The sequence below is a fragment of the Curvibacter sp. T50 genome (genome assembly GCF_057219955.1).
In genome coordinates this window covers 837,630-852,704 of sequence record NZ_JBXVVU010000001.1, presented here as the reverse complement: position 1 = coordinate 852,704, position 15,075 = coordinate 837,630, and the positions used below count along the sequence as shown (strand labels likewise).

Here is a 15,075-nt window from a genome sequence, read left to right as displayed (position 1 = left end):
GCATCGTGCCGGGGGGTGCGAAGGCCGGGATTTTAGAATGGGGTACGCCATGACCGTCACCCTCCGCTCCGATAACCTCTCTTCCGCGTCGTCCGATGGCGGATCGTTTTCCACGCCCTCCGCCGACGCCCGTTGTTTCGCCTTGCTGCCCTGTGCGGGCAGCGGCTCGCGGGCGGGCACTGTCGGGCCAAAACAGTACGAACTGGTCGCCGGCCGGCCGCTGGTTGTGCATACGTTGCAGGCCTTCGCCGCGGTGATGCGGTTGTGCCGTGTTCTGGTGGTGGTGGCGCCGGGTGACAATTTCCTGCCTGTGGACAGCGCCCGGGTGGAGGTCGCCGACTGCGGCGGCACCAGCCGGGCTGCCAGTGTGTTCAACGGCGTGAACCATCTGCTCGCCCAGGGCGCTTGGCCGCATGACTGGGTGCTGGTGCACGACGCGGCGCGCTGCCTCATCACGCCGATGCAGATCAATGCGCTGATCGACGCCTGCCATAACGATGCCGTGGGGGGGTTGCTGGCCCTCAAGCTGCCCGACACACTGAAGGTAGAGCAGGGTGGTCGGGTGGCCGCCACGGTGGACCGCGGGGACAAATGGCTGGCCCAGACACCACAGATGTTTCGACTCGGCACGCTGCAAGCGGCGCTGGCGGACGCCGCGCAGCAGGGTTTCGCCGGCATTACCGACGAAGCCAGCGCCATCGAAGCCACCGGGCTGCGGCCGCTGCTCGTGCCCGGCAGCGCGCAGAATTTCAAGGTCACCTATCCCGAGGACTTTGCCCTCGCCGACGCCATCCTCCGAAGCCGACCATGAATACCGCCCCCATTGTTGACGCGCCCGTGGCGCTGCCGCCGTTTCGCATCGGGGAGGGCTGGGACGTCCATGCCCTGGTGCCCGGACGGCGCCTGGTGATCGGCGGTGTGGACATTCCTCACCCCTGCGGGCTGCTGGGTCACTCCGACGCCGACGTCCTGCTGCACGCCATCACCGACGCCTTGCTGGGTGCGGCCGGTCTGGGCGACATCGGGCGCCATTTTCCCGATTCCGACGCCCGCTTTCGCGGCGCCGATTCTGCACAGCTGCTGGCCGAGGCCGCCCGGCGCGTCGCGGCGGCGGGGTGGCACATTGGCAATGTCGACAGCACGGTGGTTGCTCAGGCGCCGCGTCTGGCAACGCACATTCCCGCCATGTGCGCGCGCATCGCGCAGGTGCTGGGACTGGATGGCACGCAGGTCAATGTCAAGGCCAAAACCGCCGAGAAACTGGGGCCGGTGGGTCAGGGACAGGCGATTGAAGCCCGGTCGGTTGTGCTATTATTTAGATAGCTAAAAGTGACCTTTTTACGATGGGTATCTGGCTAAAACACCTGAAAATCCGGCTCAGGTGGCTTTTTTGAGCCGGACGAGGGCGACAAACCCGCCGGCACTGCCATTGGACAGACTCAGGCTGCCACCCATGCGCTGCACGGTTTTCTCCACAATCGCCAGCCCCAGCCCGGCGCCCGATGCGGCAGTGCGGGCTGCGTCGCCCCGAAAGAACGGTTTGGTCAGGCGCCCCAGCACGTCGGGCGCCACGCCCAGACCCTGATCTCGCACCCGAACAGCCACCCATTCGTTGCGTGAACGTGCTGCCAGCTCGACGGCGGCAACCCCGGTCTCCGGGGTTTTTCCGTAGCGGCGGGCATTTTCCAGCAGGTTCGACAGGACCCGGATGAGTTCCACCTCGTCGCCCAGAACGATCAGTCCGGGCGGGATGTCGACCGTGATCCGGATGTCGTCGGAACTGAGGAAGGGATAGGTACTGGCTTCGACCACCGTGTCCAGGTTCACCGGCTGCAGCCGAACCTGGTCGGGCCGCGCATAGTCGAGAAACTTGTCGATGATGGCGTCCAGCTGCGCGATGTCGGCTGCCATATGGTCGCGCGCCACCGGGTCGGTGACACTCATTTCCGTCTCCAGGCGCATACGTGCCAGGGGTGTGCGCAGATCGTGCGAGATGCCCGCCAGCATCACAGCGCGGTCCTGTTCGATCTTGGCCAACTGCTGGGCCATGCGGTTGAAACCGATGTTGACCTCGCGAATCTCTTCTGTTTTGGACAGTTCGTCCAATCGGCTGGCATCGAAATCGCCCTCGCGGACCCGGCTGGCCGCAAACGACAGCTGCTTGAGTGGCCGGTTGATGAGCCGCGCAATGGCCGCCGCGCCGACCAGCGACAAAGCCGCGGCGACGACCAGCCAGATCAGCCAGGTCCGGCCACTGACCGGCCGCAGCCGCTCCGGGTCGGTGCGTAACCAATAGGCATCGCCCTCGATCGTGAACGCCACCCACAGGCCTGCTTCACCGTTGACCCGACTGGCAATCGTGGTTCCGCCCCCCAGACGTCGGGCGAGTTCGTCTTGCACCAGCGCATCGAGCGTGGCGAAACCGCCGAGTTCGACGATGTCAGGCGGTTCACGCGGCACGATGCGCACCGCCTCCTGTTCGGCCAGCGTCTTGATCAGCGACAGACGCGCGATCGCATCGGAATGGACCAGCGCCGCGCGGCTGAGGTTGACCAGGGTCGCGATCTGTTGGGCTGTCAGGATGGCACGGGGCTCGTGTTCGAGTGCCCGGAATGTCTGGATCCAGGCCACCGTACTGCCGGCGAGAAACAGGACCAGCAGTACAAACGTCCGCCAGAAAAGGCTGAGCGTCATCGGGGCCCGCCGTTCTGGCCCGGCAGCGCCTTCCGCGACGTCGGCCTCAATGGTTGCAGCGTCGGGCGATCGCCCCGCTTGGCGGATCACGTGGGCGAGCGGCCGCTCGGGGGCCGCCAGGTGTGATCACAATCAGGGTGTGCCATCGGGGACAAAGACATATCCGACCCCCCAAACCGTCTGGATGTGGCGCGGGTTGGCAGGGTCGCTTTCGATGAGCTTGCGCAACCGCGAAACCTGCACATCAAGGCTGCGGTCAAACGGCTCGAACTCGCGGCCTCGCGCAAGCTGCGCGAGCTTTTCGCGCGAGAGGGGCTGACGAGCATTGCGGACGAGCGCCTTGAGCATCGCAAATTCGCCGGTGGTCAGCGGAATGTTCTCGCCGCTGCGCTGCAAGCTTCGAGCGGCGAGGTCGAACACGAAGGCACCGAAGTGGATGATTTCGTTGTCGGTCGACGGCGCACCGGGGGCTTCGTGGGCGGGGCGGCGTCGCAGAACGGCATGGATTCTGGCCAGAAGCTCGCGGGGGTTGAACGGTTTTCCCAGGTAGTCGTCAGCGCCGACTTCCAGGCCGACGATGCGGTCCACGTCTTCGCCTTTCGCAGTCAGCATGATGATGGGTGTCCGGTCACCCGCAGCCCGCAGCCGCCGGCAGATCGAAAGTCCGTCCTCACCGGGCAACATCAGGTCCAGCACGATCAGGTCGACACTTTCGCGCAGCAGGATGCGGGTCAGCGCTTTGCCATCATCGGCAACCACGACGTCGAACCCCTCCTGGGCGAGGTAGCGGCGCAGCAGGTCGCGAATACGCGCGTCGTCGTCGACGACCAGCAGCTTGTCGGGGCGCGCGCTTGTGGACATCGGGAAACTCCTCAGTTGTAACAGTCCGAATTCTGCGACTGGGCCGCTGCGGAATGTGAACATTTTGAGTACCTTTTCACACTGTTACAACTTTGCCTGAAGGGAGTATCCGGTGGTTCATCCATACTTGCTCTCCATCCGTTGTAGTTCTTATGGCCCGTCCGTCGTCCCCTGCCGTCCTGTTGGCCTTCGGCTTGTTCGCCGCATCCGTTATGGCGGCGCCCGAGCCGGAACCAAAAGTCCTGGAGTCGGGCGTATCGGCCCAGCGACGGGTCGAATTGCGGCAGTCTGTCGGTCCTGTCCGCACGGTGGGCAAGGTGTCGGCGCCGGCCCCTGCGGGCGGGACGTCGTTTCAGCTGGGGGATGCCGAGCGTGCGCGCCTGCGCCAGACCTTGCGCGAGCAGTCCTTGGCCAGCCCGGCTGGGTCCCGGTGACCGGCGGGCGCGTCGGCGTTTGGGCATTTCGCGGTCTTCGTAATTTTCGGAGGTTTTTGATGGCCCATCGCGTACTCTCGCCGGCCAGGAGTTGTCTCGTGGCGGCATGTCTCGGACTGGGGATTTTCCCGGGCACTGCGCTGGCGCAAGCGCATTCCGCCGTAATGGTGCAAAACGTGGTCCAGCTCAGTGCGTCCGCCACCGTGGACGTGTTGCCTGACCTGACAACCATCGTGCTCAATGTCACTCGCGAAGGCGCCGACGCGGCAACCGTCCAGGCGCAAGTGAAGGCTGCATTGGACTCGGCCTTGTCAGAGGCCCGAAAAGCGGTCGAAAAGGGGCGGTTGGACGTGCGGACAGGCAGTTTCGGCATCTATCCGCGACACGGCAGGGACGGCAAGATCTCCGGTTGGCAAGGGCAGGCGGAGCTGGTTCTCGAAGGGCGCGACGGGCCTGCCATTGCCGCGCTTGCGGGCAAGCTTGGCGGGCTTTCCGTCGTCTCGATCCAGCATGGACTCAGCAGAGATCTTCGCCGGCAGGCCGAGACAGAGGCCCAGACCTCTGCGATCAATCGCTTCAAATCCCGCGCTGAGGATGTCAGTCGTGCTTTTGGGTTTTCCGGCTACGGTCTGCGCGAGCTGCAGGTGAGCGGCCAGGAGCCCGCTCCCTATCCGCGTCTGCGGACCATGGCGATGGCCGCAGCCGCGCCCATGGCCGAAGCGGCCGTTCCGATCGAAGCCGGGCGCATTGCCGTGACGGTCACCGTCTCGGGCACGGTGCAGATGCGCTGACCGGGCGTGCACTGGCACTCCGGTGCACGCCGGGGACAACTCTTTGGGCTTATTGGGCGGTCCAGCCGCCGTCCATGTTCCACGCCACACCGCGGACGTTGGCACCTGCTGGCGAGCAGAAGAAGACGGCCAGTTCACCCAGCTCCTCGGGGGTGGTGAACTGCATGGATGGCTCTTTTTCTCCCAGCAGCACGCGTTTTGCTTCCTCGTTGGAGACGCCCAGCGCGGCGGCTCTGGCATCCACTTGCTTCTGGACCAGCGGGGTCAGAACCCAGCCCGGACAGATGGCGTTGCAGGTCACCCCCGTGGGTGCGGTCTCCAGCGCCGTGACTTTGGTCAACCCGACCACACCGTGTTTGGCGGCGACATAGGCGGACTTTTCGGCCGACGCCACCAGCCCGTGCACTGAGGCAACGTTGATGATGCGGCCCCAATTGGCCTCGCGCATGGCAGGAAGCGCGAGCCGGGTGGCGTGGAACGCGCTGCTGAGGTTGATAGCGATGATCGCGTCCCAGCGCTCGACCGGGAAGCTTTCGATGCGTGCGACATGCTGAATGCCGGCGTTGTTGACCAGGATGTCGACACGCCCGAAACGGCTGGCAGCAAAGGCCATCATGTCCGCAATTTCCGCCGGTTTGCTCATGTCCGCTCCGTGGAAGGCGACCTGAACGCCCAACGCGGCGATTTCGCTGGTTGGCCCCTCGGAATCACCGAAGCCGTTGAGCACGATGTTGGCCCCTTGCCGGGCGAGCGCCTTGGCGATGCCAAGGCCGATTCCGCTGGTGGAACCGGTGACGAGGGCGGTTTTGCCTTTGAGCATGGTGTGAACTCCTGATGATTTACGATTGAATGCACCGATTATCGAACCTGTTCCTGTGCGTTATGTCCGAACCCGTCCTGAACCATGTTTTCTGCAACGACCCATCGGGTGGTCATCGGATGGTCTGGTGGGAATGGGGAGATCCCCATGCACCCTCGGTCGTTGTCTGCGTACACGGTCTGGCGCGCCAGGGGCGGGATTTCGATGTTCTGGCTCGCAATCTGGTTGCCGCCGCTTCAGAACCGGTTCGCGTAGTCTGTCCGGATGTTGTGGGAAGAGGCCGCAGCGATTGGTTGTCTGATCCGGCCGGCTACCAGATTCCGCAGTATGTTTCCGACCTGCTTACGATGCTGGGCGCCTTGCAGGCGCGCGCGCCGGTTCGGGTGCTTGATTGGGTCGGAACGAGCATGGGCGGGCTGATTGGCATGGGGATCTGCGGCACGCCGGATTTGCCGCTGCCAGTTCCCGTTCGGCGCCTGGTGCTCAATGACGTCGGTCCTGTCATCGAATGGCAGGCGCTGGCCCGGATCGGTGCCTACCTCGGGCGGCCCGACCGTTTTACTGACCTCGAACATGCATCACACGCATTGTGGGACATTTCGCAGTCGTTTGGCCCCCATAACCCGGAGCAATGGCGGGAGTTGTGCCGGCACATGGTACGTCTCACCGAGCAGGGGGACTGGGTGTTGCACTACGACCCGGCGATTGCCGTGCCGTTTCGGGCCTTGACACCCCAGCAGGCACAAGCTGGCGAGGCGGCATTGTGGATGGCGTATGACGCGATCCAGGCTGACACCCTTCTGTTGCGTGGCGCGGTGTCGGACCTTTTGTCCCGCGCGACGGCCGTTCAGATGGGCCAACGCGGTCCGCGGGCACGGTGCATTGAATTCGAGGGCGTCGGGCACGCGCCAACCTTGGTGGCCGCCGATCAGGTCGGGCAAGTTGTTCGCTTTTTGCAACGGTGATTTCGGGTGAGCACTTTCAGCAACCAGACCGATGGCAATGCTGCGTGGGCCCAGGTTCCACGGTTGATTGCGGCGACCTCTACCCCGATTCCCGGCGATGACGACTCGGTCCTCAAGGCCCGCCAGTTCTCGCAACCGCTTCTGACCGGGCGATTGCTCGACACCGGCGAGGAAATGCTCTCCCACGCCGATGCCGTGGCGGACATATTGCGCGCGCTGGGTGGATCACCGGCGATGCAGGCGGCGAGCTACCTTGTCTATGCCAGCGAGCACCTCAATCGCCCCGAAGAGGTGATCGGTCAGGCATTCGGCGAGGCGTATGCCCGACTGGCCGTCGAGACATCCCGCCTGGTCAAGGTACAACGCCTTTCACGCGCTGCCGAAACACCGGTTCAACGGGTCACCGACCCGAAAGTTCAGGTGGAAACCGTCCGCAAAATGCTTTTGGCGTTCAGCCGCGATTTGCGGGTGGTGCTGCTTCGGTTGGCATCTCGGTTGCAAACGCTTCGGTGGTATGCGGTAAGTCGCCAAGCCGTTCCGGAGTCCATGGCAACGGAAACGCTGAGCATCTTCGCGCCGCTGGCAAACCGGCTGGGCATCTGGCAGATCAAATGGGAACTGGAAGACCTTGCGTTTCGCTTTCTGGAGCCAGAAACCTACCGATCCGTTGCCCGACTCCTCGATGAGAAACGGATCGAGCGTGAAGCCTACATGGCAAGTCTGCGCCAGCAGTTTGAACGGGAATTGCGGCTCCGAGGCATTGCGTGTGAGGTCCAGGGGCGCCCAAAGCACATCTACAGCATCGTCCGCAAGATGCGCGGAAAGTCCTTGGGGTTTGAGCAGGTGTATGACCTGCGCGCCTTGCGGGTTATCGTCGCCTCACTGGCGGATTGCTACACAGCATTGGCTTGGATTCACGAAGTGTTCGTGCCCGTCCAAGAGGAGTTCGATGACTACATTGCCAGGCCGAAGACGAACGGGTATCGGTCATTGCATACCGTCGTTCGGGACAGTGCCGGCCGGGCAATCGAAATACAAATCCGCACCCGTGAGATGCACGAGCATGCTGAACATGGGGTTGCCGCGCACTGGGCTTACAAAGAGGCCGGCTCGAAAGGCTATGCGGGTGTTTCGGCAAGCGGCGACTATGACGCGCGGATTGCCGTGCTGCGCCAGTTGCTTGCATGGGAGCGTGACCTGTCAGGGACTGGTGCGAGCCAAGGCCTCTTTGAGGATCGCATCTACGTACTGACACCCGCCGCTGCCGTCGTTGAACTGCCCCGAGGCGCAACTCCCGTCGATTTCGCCTATTCCGTCCACACCGATCTGGGTCACAGATGCCGCGGTGCGCGGGTGGACGGAGCACTGGTCCCGCTTAACACCGCATTGTCCAACGGACAAATGGTCGAGGTCGTTTCGACGAAAGATGGAGGACCGTCGCGGGACTGGTTGAACCTAGAGCTGGGCTACCTCGTCAGCAACCGCGCACGCGCGAAAGTACGTGCCTGGTTCAACGCCCGCGCAGTGCAGGATACCGTTGCGCGCGGACGTGAAGCGGTTGAAAAGCTGCTGCAGCGCGAAGGACGCACAGCCCTTCGCCTCGACAGTCTCGCGACCCAGTTGGGTTTCAAGTCATCCGATGATTTGTTCGAGGTGGTCGGCAAAGACGAGTATTCGCTTCGTAACATCGAGCTTTTCTTGCGACCCACCGAACCGTCGCCAACGGTAGACGAGGCGTCGCTGCTTAAGCCCGCGCGCAGCCGCACGCAGGATGGTAGTGGTGGCGTTTTGGTCGTTGGGATTGATTCACTTCTCACTCAGCTGGCGCGCTGCTGTCGCCCGGCACCTCCTGACCGGATCGTCGGCTACGTAACCAGGGGCAAAGGTGTCAGCATTCACCGTAGCGATTGCGCCAATTTTCGCCAACTGTCGATGAGGTCAGCCGACCGGGTCATCCAAGTCGCGTGGGAGGTGTCCAAAGGCCGCGATGCCGCCGTCTTTCCAGTTGATGTGGCAATTGAAGCGTGGGACCGTCAAGGCCTGTTGCGCGACATTTCCGAAGTCTTCGCCAGGGAACGGATGAATGTGATCGGCGTTCAAACTCAATCCGTCAAAGGTATTGCCTGGATGACTTTTACAATTGAATTGGCTGACTCGTCCCGTTTGAGCAAGGTACTTGGGCAGGTTCGTGATGTTCCCGCCGTGAAGTCTGCCAGGCGCCGCTAGTTCCAAAGTTGCGACGGGTGAGCCTGAAGTCGTGCTATAATCGAGGTCTCGGACAAACTCAGGCGCGTAGCTCAGCTGGTTAGAGCACCACCTTGACATGGTGGGGGTCGTTGGTTCGAGTCCAATCGCGCCTACCAATTCCAATTCCTTCTGGTTCAACCCCACCAAGGGTAATCCTTGTGGGGCAGCAGGTACGAAGCACCTAAAATCTGCTGCGCTGCAAAAAATGACTGCCTTATGCAGTCTGCAAGTGACCCAACCAGAGGAGAAATGTCGTGCCCAATTCAGCGGCTGCACCGGGCGGCGAGGCCTGGCGGGTGATTAAGAAATATCCCAATCGGCGCCTCTACGATACGGATACCTCGTCGTACATTACCCTTGCTGAGGTACGTCAACTTGTCATGTCAAATGAGGCTTTTCGTGTGGTTGACGCGAAAAGTGGCGATGACATTACCCGCAGTATTCTTCTGCAGATCATTCTTGAAGAAGAGGCCGGTGGTGCGCCAATCCTGTCCGAGGCGGTGCTCGCCAATATCATTCGTTTCTATGGGAACGCCATGCAAGGATTCATGGGGACTTACCTCGAGAAGAATGTGCAAACGTTCATGGATATTCAGGCCAAGATGTCTGAGCAGTCGAAAGGATTGACACCGGAGGGGTGGGCGCAGTTGATCAACCTGCAGTCGCCGGTGATCCAGAACATGATGGGTAGTTACGTCGACCAATCGAAGAATCTGTTCTTGCAGATGCAAGAGCAGATGCAAAAGCAAACCGAACAGATGCTGGGTGCGTTTGGCCGAAAGAGGTAACGTGGAGCCCGATCGTTCGAAGGCTCGTTATTTATGCCTGATCTATTGAATGTTGTGAATTCAGCGTCGGGACATTCTCCGCGCGTAGGTTTTGTCAGCCTCGGCTGTCCGAAGGCTTTGACAGATTCGGAGCTTATTCTGACCCAGCTCAGCGCGGAGGGGTATCAGACGTCGAAGACGTTCGAAGGAGCCGATCTCGTCATTGTGAATACTTGCGGATTCATCGACGACGCAGTCAAGGAAAGCCTGGACGCCATCGGCGAAGCCATTGCAAGGAACGGGAAGGTGATCGTTACGGGTTGCCTGGGCGCAAAGACTGATCGGGATGGGGCCAATATGGTCCGGCAACTGCATCCGAGTGTTCTGGCGGTAACGGGGCCCCATGCGACGCAGGATGTAATGAATGCGGTTCACCAGCATTTACCTAAACCGCATGATCCGCTTGTCGACCTGATTCCCGGCCGTGTCGGAAACGCAGGGGTAAAACTGACCCCCCGCCACTATGCGTATCTGAAGATCAGTGAAGGATGCAATCATCGGTGCACTTTTTGCATCATTCCCTCGATGAGGGGTAATCTGGTCAGCAGACCGGTCGGTGACGTCCTAAATGAAGCGCAGGCGTTGTTTGAAGGCGGCGTGAAAGAGTTGCTGATTGTCAGCCAGGATACCTCGGCCTATGGCGTTGATGTGCAGTTTCGGATTGGCTTCTGGAATGGACGCCCGGTTCGTACCCGCATCACCGAATTGGCCAGTCATTTAGGAGAAATCGCAGAACACTATGGCGCCTGGGTTCGCTTGCACTATGTCTATCCTTATCCGCATGTCGACGAACTGCTTCCTCTGATGTCGACCGGGCGGATCCTCCCTTATCTGGATGTCCCGTTTCAACATAGCCATCCGGATGTTCTGCGCAGGATGAAACGTCCGGCCAGCGGAGAGAGAAATCTCGAGCGCATTCTTCGATGGCGTGAGATGTGTCCCCAGCTGGTTTTGCGGAGTACTTTCATAGCCGGTTTTCCTGGTGAATCAGAAGCCGAGTTCCAGCATCTGCTGGATTTCGTTCGCGAAGCACAGCTTGACAGGGCCGGGTGTTTTGCCTACAGCCCAGTGGACGGTGCTGCTGCCAATTCGATCCCGGAGCAGTTGCCCGTTGATGTGCGCGAGCAGCGATTGGCCCGATTCATGGAGGTGGCGGAAGCCGTATCCGTCGCGAAGCTGAAAAGCAGGATTGGTTCAACGATGCAGGTCATTGTCGACGCTGCTGCGGCTCAGGGGCGCAGAGGCGGCGAGGGGCGTACTTATGCGGATGCGCCAGAGATTGATGGACGGGTGAAGTTGCTCCCATCCGAGAAAATCAGCAAGACCTACCGCGTCGGAGAGTTCACCCGTGCCAGAATTGTGGACACGCAAGGACATGATCTGATTGCTTTACCCACCTGATCGCGTGCAGCAGACGCCAATGAAAAAAGCCGCAGACTCGTCAGCGGCTTTCGGTCGCATTTCACTTGTGGTGCCCAGGAAGGGACTCGAACCCCCACGCCTCTCAGCGCTAGTACCTGAAACTAGTGCGTCTACCAATTCCGCCACCTGGGCATCTCAGGAACAAGGGAAGATTGTACAACAGAAAAACTAACCAATTGAATTGCTCCATGGAAGAAATTGAAGGGACCGTGCAGGGCCATCGGGATGGGCACGGCTTCGTGATCCGAGACGATGGCGCAGGGGATATCTATCTGGCCCCGAACGAGATGAGGGCAGTGCTCCATCAGGACCGCGTCAAGGTTCGTATCGTGCGGCATGATCGACGCGGACGCCCGGAAGGCAGGGTGGTTGAAATCATCGAACGCCCGAAGCTTCCAATCATCGGGCGTCTCCTAAACGAAGGCGGAATCTGGCTTGTTGCTCCCGAAGACAAGCGGTATGGACAGGACGTTCTCATCCCGAGGGGGGGTACCGGGGGCGCAAAGACGGGAGTGGTGGTTGTCGTAGAGCTGACTGAACCTCCTGCCCTTTTCGGACAGCCGGTCGGGCGAGTGAAAGAAATACTGGGAGAGATTGATGACCCCGGCATGGAAATCGCCATCGCAGTCCGCAAGTATGGCGTCCCGCATGAGTTTAGCGAAGCTTGTCTTGCGCAGGCAAGAGCATTGCCGGACGCGGTCGAGGCCTCGGATCAGCTTGATCGGATCGATTTGTCCGATGTGCCTCTGGTAACGATTGATGGAGAAGACGCGCGCGATTTTGATGACGCAGTCTATTGTGAACCTGCCAAGGTTGGGCGTGGAAAGGGTTGGCGCCTGATCGTTGCGATCGCAGACGTAAGCCACTATGTCGAAACAGGGTCGGCGATCGACATTGATGCCTACGAGCGGGCAACTAGCGTCTACTTTCCTCGTCGCGTGATTCCAATGCTCCCGGAAAAGCTGTCCAACGGCTTGTGCTCCCTGAATCCGGGCGTCCGCCGTCTCTGCATGGTCTGTGACATGCTGATTTCAACGAAGGGCGAGATTGCCGCCTATCAGTTTTATCCTGCTGTCATGTTCAGTCATGCGCGCTTCACTTACACCGAGGTTGCTGCCATCCTCGCCAATACCCGGGGCCCGGAAGCCAACAAGCGTGCGGATTTGGTGGCGGCATTGCTTCATTTGCATGATGTATACCGGGCGCTTTTGACGTCAAGAAAACAACGCGGTGCGGTCGACTTTGAAACGACCGAGACTCAGATCGTTTGTGACGAAAGTGGTCGGATCGAAAAAATCGTGCCGAGGATTCGTAATGAAGCGCATCGCTTGATTGAGGAGGCGATGTTGGCTGCCAATGTGTGCAGTGCGGACTTCATCCGAGACATGAACCATCCCGGGCTTTTCAGAGTACATGAAGGCCCGACAGCCGAAAAGCGGGAAACTCTGCGCAATTACCTCAAGGCTCTGGGAATTGGTTTATCCATGTCGGCGGATCCCCAGCCACGAGACTTCCAGCGTATCGCGGATGAAACGAAGGGTAGGCCTGACGCCCAGCAGATTCACTCGATGTTGCTTCGGTCGATGCAGCAGGCCATCTACACCCCCGTCAACAGCGGGCATTTCGGTTTGGCCTACGAAGCCTATACCCACTTCACAAGCCCGATTCGTCGCTATCCTGACCTGCTTGTTCACCGGGTTATCAAGGCTGTACTTCGGGGTCGACGCTATGAGTTGCCCGAGTTGCCCGTTCCGGGTGAGGCTCAATTCAAGCTCGCGCGCCGACTACCCCGAAACGCAGTTGCTCAAGGAAAAGAAGGTGAGCGTCGCGAATCACCGTCTGGGAGTAAAGATGACATCGCCTGGCAGGCTGCAGGCCTGCACTGCAGTGCAAATGAACGCCGAGCGGACGAAGCCAGCCGCGACGTCGAGGCTTGGCTGAAGTGCAAATACATGAGGGAGCACTTGGGCGAAGAGTATGGCGGTGTGGTGACTGCGGTGACGTCATTCGGCCTCTTCGTCACTCTGGACGACCTCTTCGTTGAAGGACTGATCCACATTTCGGAATTGGGTGGCGAATATTTTCGCTTCGATGATGTCCGTCAGGAACTTCGCGGCGAGCGGTCCGGAATGCGATTCGTTATCGGCAGCAGGTTGCGGGTACAAGTCAGCAGGGTTGATCTGGATGGCCGAAAGGTTGACTTTCGGATGGTCGATGACCCAGAACTTACCCCCAGGCGAATTGCCCGCGATCTCTCCGAAGGGGAAGGTTCTCCCCGTAAACAAAATCAAGAAAATACCTCACGGATCAATGAAGCGAACGATAGGGTTCGTAGCGTTCGTAGTCGCGAATCCGCCATGGGCAGAGCTCAGGGTCAGCGAAAGGCCCGCCAACCCGGCAAGGCGAGTGCTGCTACCCGGCGCGCGCCTCCCAGGCGATGATGGAATGTGGGGCCTTGACTCAGTCTAGTTCAGCTCATGGCTTGTGCCAAAGCCATGGCTGTCAATGGTTCAAGCCGCGCCCATCTGTCGGCAACCATGCCATGCTGATAAACGGCTTGGCAGGCTGCGTCGTACTCGCTTAAACCGCCGGACAAGCGCGCTCCAATCAAGCCGGCGAGAACATCGCCTGTTCCGGCAGTTGCGAGCCTTCCATTCCCGGTGGGATTGATAGTAGGGGGTCGATCAGGCTTGGCAATCACGGTTCCTGAACCTTTCAAGACGACTGTGCAGCCTAGTCGTTCGCCCAATTGCCACGCCGCTCTAAGTCGGTCCCGCTGTATTTCGTTCACATCGCATCCCAGGAGCCGTGCTGCCTCTAAAGGATGTGGAGTAATCACCGTTGCGCAATCACGGCGCGATGCTCTTTGCGCCAGCATCGTTTGAAGTGATGGGTCATGTGCCAGTGCATTGAGCGCGTCGGCATCAAGGACCAGTCTCTGTACATCGCGAAAGAGGATCGGCAGCCAAGGGCGAATCCTCTCTCCGCCGCCGCAGCCGCACACGGTTGTGCTTTCGCCCCATGGAATTGCGGTCGTCGCACGGAACATCAATTCGGGTAGGTTTGTATCAACGGTCATTGGTGCGTCGTCCAGCAGTCCTACCAAAACGCGTCCTGCTCCTCCACACAATGCTGCCCTTGCCGCAAGTAACGCGGCTCCAGTCATCCCTTGTCCGCGATGCTGAATGCTCTCTCCACCCAAAACGGCAACCATTCCGAACGAGCCCTTGTGGCTGTGATGGGGGCGATCTCGATAGGCTGGCTCGGGGTTCAGCCGTGCATCGACTCGCGGGCGGTAGGCGTCACTTATGCCAAGATCGTCGAACCAAATCGTTCCGGCGGCATCTCGTCCGCATCCCATGAAAAGCCCGGGTTTCAATGTCAGCAGCGCCAGCGTATGGTGTCGCGATTGAACTAGGCCATGGAGACCACCACTCGCTGTTGTCAAGGAGCTTTGACCCTGATGTAGATATCCGGTGTCAGCATCCAAACCGGTTGGTACGTCTACAGCCAAAATGGCGGCCGGGCTGGCCTTCATGACCCGAAGCCAATCTGCGATAACCCCTTTGGGTGCGTGTTTGGCTCCAATACCCAGAAGTGCGTCAATGCAGATATCCTCATCAGTCAGCACGGTTGGCGGTGAATCGCTGATTCGCACGCCCTCCCGCATTGCCTCACATAGCGATTGCCCCGCGTCGGCAGGTCGTTTTGCCGGATCTCCTGCCAGGGTGACAACGGCTTCGATACCAGACCGTCGCAGGACACGTGCGGCTTCGAGACCGTCGCCGCCATTGTTCCCCGGCCCGCAGGCGATCCAGATGGTCTGAGCGTGGGGGGAGATGGCCCGGGCGAGTTGCGCAACCGCGAGTCCTGCTCGCTTCATCAATTCGTGGGACGGGAGAATTCCCGAGGCGGCGCGTTCCGTTTCTCGGGTTGTGGATACCAGAGACAGGGGGAGCGCATCACCGGGTTTGTAGCGGATCATTGAAGTGCCATTCAGACGTGGAGCCACCT

At 60.4% G+C, this 15,075-nt stretch carries 13 protein-coding genes and 2 tRNA genes; 10 read left to right on the top strand and 5 right to left on the bottom strand.

What is annotated here, in order from left to right:
- Nucleotides 1-49 precede the first annotated feature (49 nt).
- Nucleotides 50-811 carry a 2-C-methyl-D-erythritol 4-phosphate cytidylyltransferase gene (gene ispD, locus AC2EBU_RS04060; protein WP_484609091.1) on the top strand — a complete coding sequence of 254 codons (762 nt, stop codon included), beginning with the start codon at nt 50-52 and terminating at the stop codon, nt 809-811.
- Nucleotides 808-1,323 (top strand): 2-C-methyl-D-erythritol 2,4-cyclodiphosphate synthase, encoded by a 516-nt coding sequence (gene ispF / locus AC2EBU_RS04055; RefSeq protein WP_484609090.1) that lies wholly within the window; start codon nt 808-810, stop codon nt 1,321-1,323. The genes ispD and ispF overlap by 4 nt, the downstream gene beginning before the upstream one ends.
- A gap of 54 nt (nt 1,324-1,377) precedes the next feature.
- On the opposite strand, the gene AC2EBU_RS04050 is transcribed toward ispF, so the two are convergent.
- Both AC2EBU_RS04050 and ompR read right to left on the bottom strand, forming a co-directional pair.
- Nucleotides 1,378-2,745, bottom strand: a complete 1,368-nt coding sequence (locus AC2EBU_RS04050; RefSeq protein WP_484610113.1) for a sensor histidine kinase — start codon at nt 2,743-2,745, stop codon at nt 1,378-1,380.
- 81 nt (nt 2,746-2,826) lie between these two features.
- Complete coding sequence (gene ompR / locus AC2EBU_RS04045; protein WP_484609089.1) at nt 2,827-3,555, bottom strand: osmolarity response regulator transcription factor OmpR; 729 nt, start codon at nt 3,553-3,555, stop codon at nt 2,827-2,829.
- Nucleotides 3,556-3,707: 152 nt separating this feature from the next.
- On the opposite strand from ompR, the gene AC2EBU_RS04040 reads away from it, so the two are divergent.
- Together AC2EBU_RS04040 and AC2EBU_RS04035 are read left to right on the top strand one after the other, a co-directional pair.
- The gene (locus AC2EBU_RS04040; protein ID WP_484609088.1) at nt 3,708-3,989 is read left to right on the top strand and encodes a hypothetical protein; all 282 of its coding nucleotides are present in this window, start codon (nt 3,708-3,710) and stop codon (nt 3,987-3,989) included.
- Nucleotides 3,990-4,087: 98 nt separating this feature from the next.
- Nucleotides 4,088-4,780 (top strand): SIMPL domain-containing protein, encoded by a 693-nt coding sequence (locus AC2EBU_RS04035; protein WP_484609087.1) that lies wholly within the window; start codon nt 4,088-4,090, stop codon nt 4,778-4,780.
- Between the two features lie 49 nt (nt 4,781-4,829).
- Here AC2EBU_RS04035 and AC2EBU_RS04030 read toward each other — a convergent pair whose 3' ends face one another.
- A complete protein-coding gene (locus AC2EBU_RS04030) occupies nt 4,830-5,600 on the bottom strand; it encodes a 3-hydroxybutyrate dehydrogenase (RefSeq protein WP_484609086.1) in 771 nt (256 codons plus the stop codon).
- Between the two features lie 62 nt (nt 5,601-5,662).
- On the opposite strand from AC2EBU_RS04030, the gene AC2EBU_RS04025 reads away from it, so the two are divergent.
- The 5 genes from AC2EBU_RS04025 (at nt 5,663) to rimO (ending at nt 11,040) form a co-directional block, all read left to right on the top strand.
- Nucleotides 5,663-6,565, top strand: a complete 903-nt coding sequence (locus tag AC2EBU_RS04025) for an alpha/beta fold hydrolase (RefSeq protein WP_484609085.1) — start codon at nt 5,663-5,665, stop codon at nt 6,563-6,565.
- 6 nt (nt 6,566-6,571) lie between these two features.
- Nucleotides 6,572-8,791, top strand: a complete 2,220-nt coding sequence (locus AC2EBU_RS04020) for a RelA/SpoT family protein (RefSeq protein WP_484609084.1) — start codon at nt 6,572-6,574, stop codon at nt 8,789-8,791.
- A gap of 60 nt (nt 8,792-8,851) precedes the next feature.
- Nucleotides 8,852-8,928, top strand: a tRNA-Val gene (locus tag AC2EBU_RS04015).
- Between the two features lie 138 nt (nt 8,929-9,066).
- Nucleotides 9,067-9,600 (top strand): polyhydroxyalkanoate synthesis repressor PhaR, encoded by a 534-nt coding sequence (gene phaR, locus AC2EBU_RS04010; protein ID WP_484609083.1) that lies wholly within the window; start codon nt 9,067-9,069, stop codon nt 9,598-9,600.
- A 33-nt stretch (nt 9,601-9,633) separates the two neighbouring features.
- Nucleotides 9,634-11,040: a 30S ribosomal protein S12 methylthiotransferase RimO gene (gene rimO / locus AC2EBU_RS04005; protein ID WP_484609082.1), complete on the top strand. Its 1,407-nt coding sequence runs from the start codon at nt 9,634-9,636 to the stop codon at nt 11,038-11,040.
- Nucleotides 11,041-11,108: 68 nt separating this feature from the next.
- Here the strand turns inward: rimO and AC2EBU_RS04000 are convergent.
- Nucleotides 11,109-11,193: transfer RNA gene (locus tag AC2EBU_RS04000), tRNA-Leu, on the bottom strand.
- Between the two features lie 56 nt (nt 11,194-11,249).
- Between AC2EBU_RS04000 and rnr the strand changes: the two genes are divergently transcribed.
- Nucleotides 11,250-13,502 carry a ribonuclease R gene (rnr, locus tag AC2EBU_RS03995; RefSeq protein ID WP_484609081.1) on the top strand — a complete coding sequence of 751 codons (2,253 nt, stop codon included), beginning with the start codon at nt 11,250-11,252 and terminating at the stop codon, nt 13,500-13,502.
- A gap of 29 nt (nt 13,503-13,531) precedes the next feature.
- Here the strand turns inward: rnr and AC2EBU_RS03990 are convergent, their stop codons facing one another.
- Nucleotides 13,532-15,046 carry an NAD(P)H-hydrate dehydratase gene (locus tag AC2EBU_RS03990; RefSeq protein WP_484609080.1) on the bottom strand — a complete coding sequence of 505 codons (1,515 nt, stop codon included), beginning with the start codon at nt 15,044-15,046 and terminating at the stop codon, nt 13,532-13,534.
- Nucleotides 15,047-15,075: the final 29 nt, after the last annotated feature.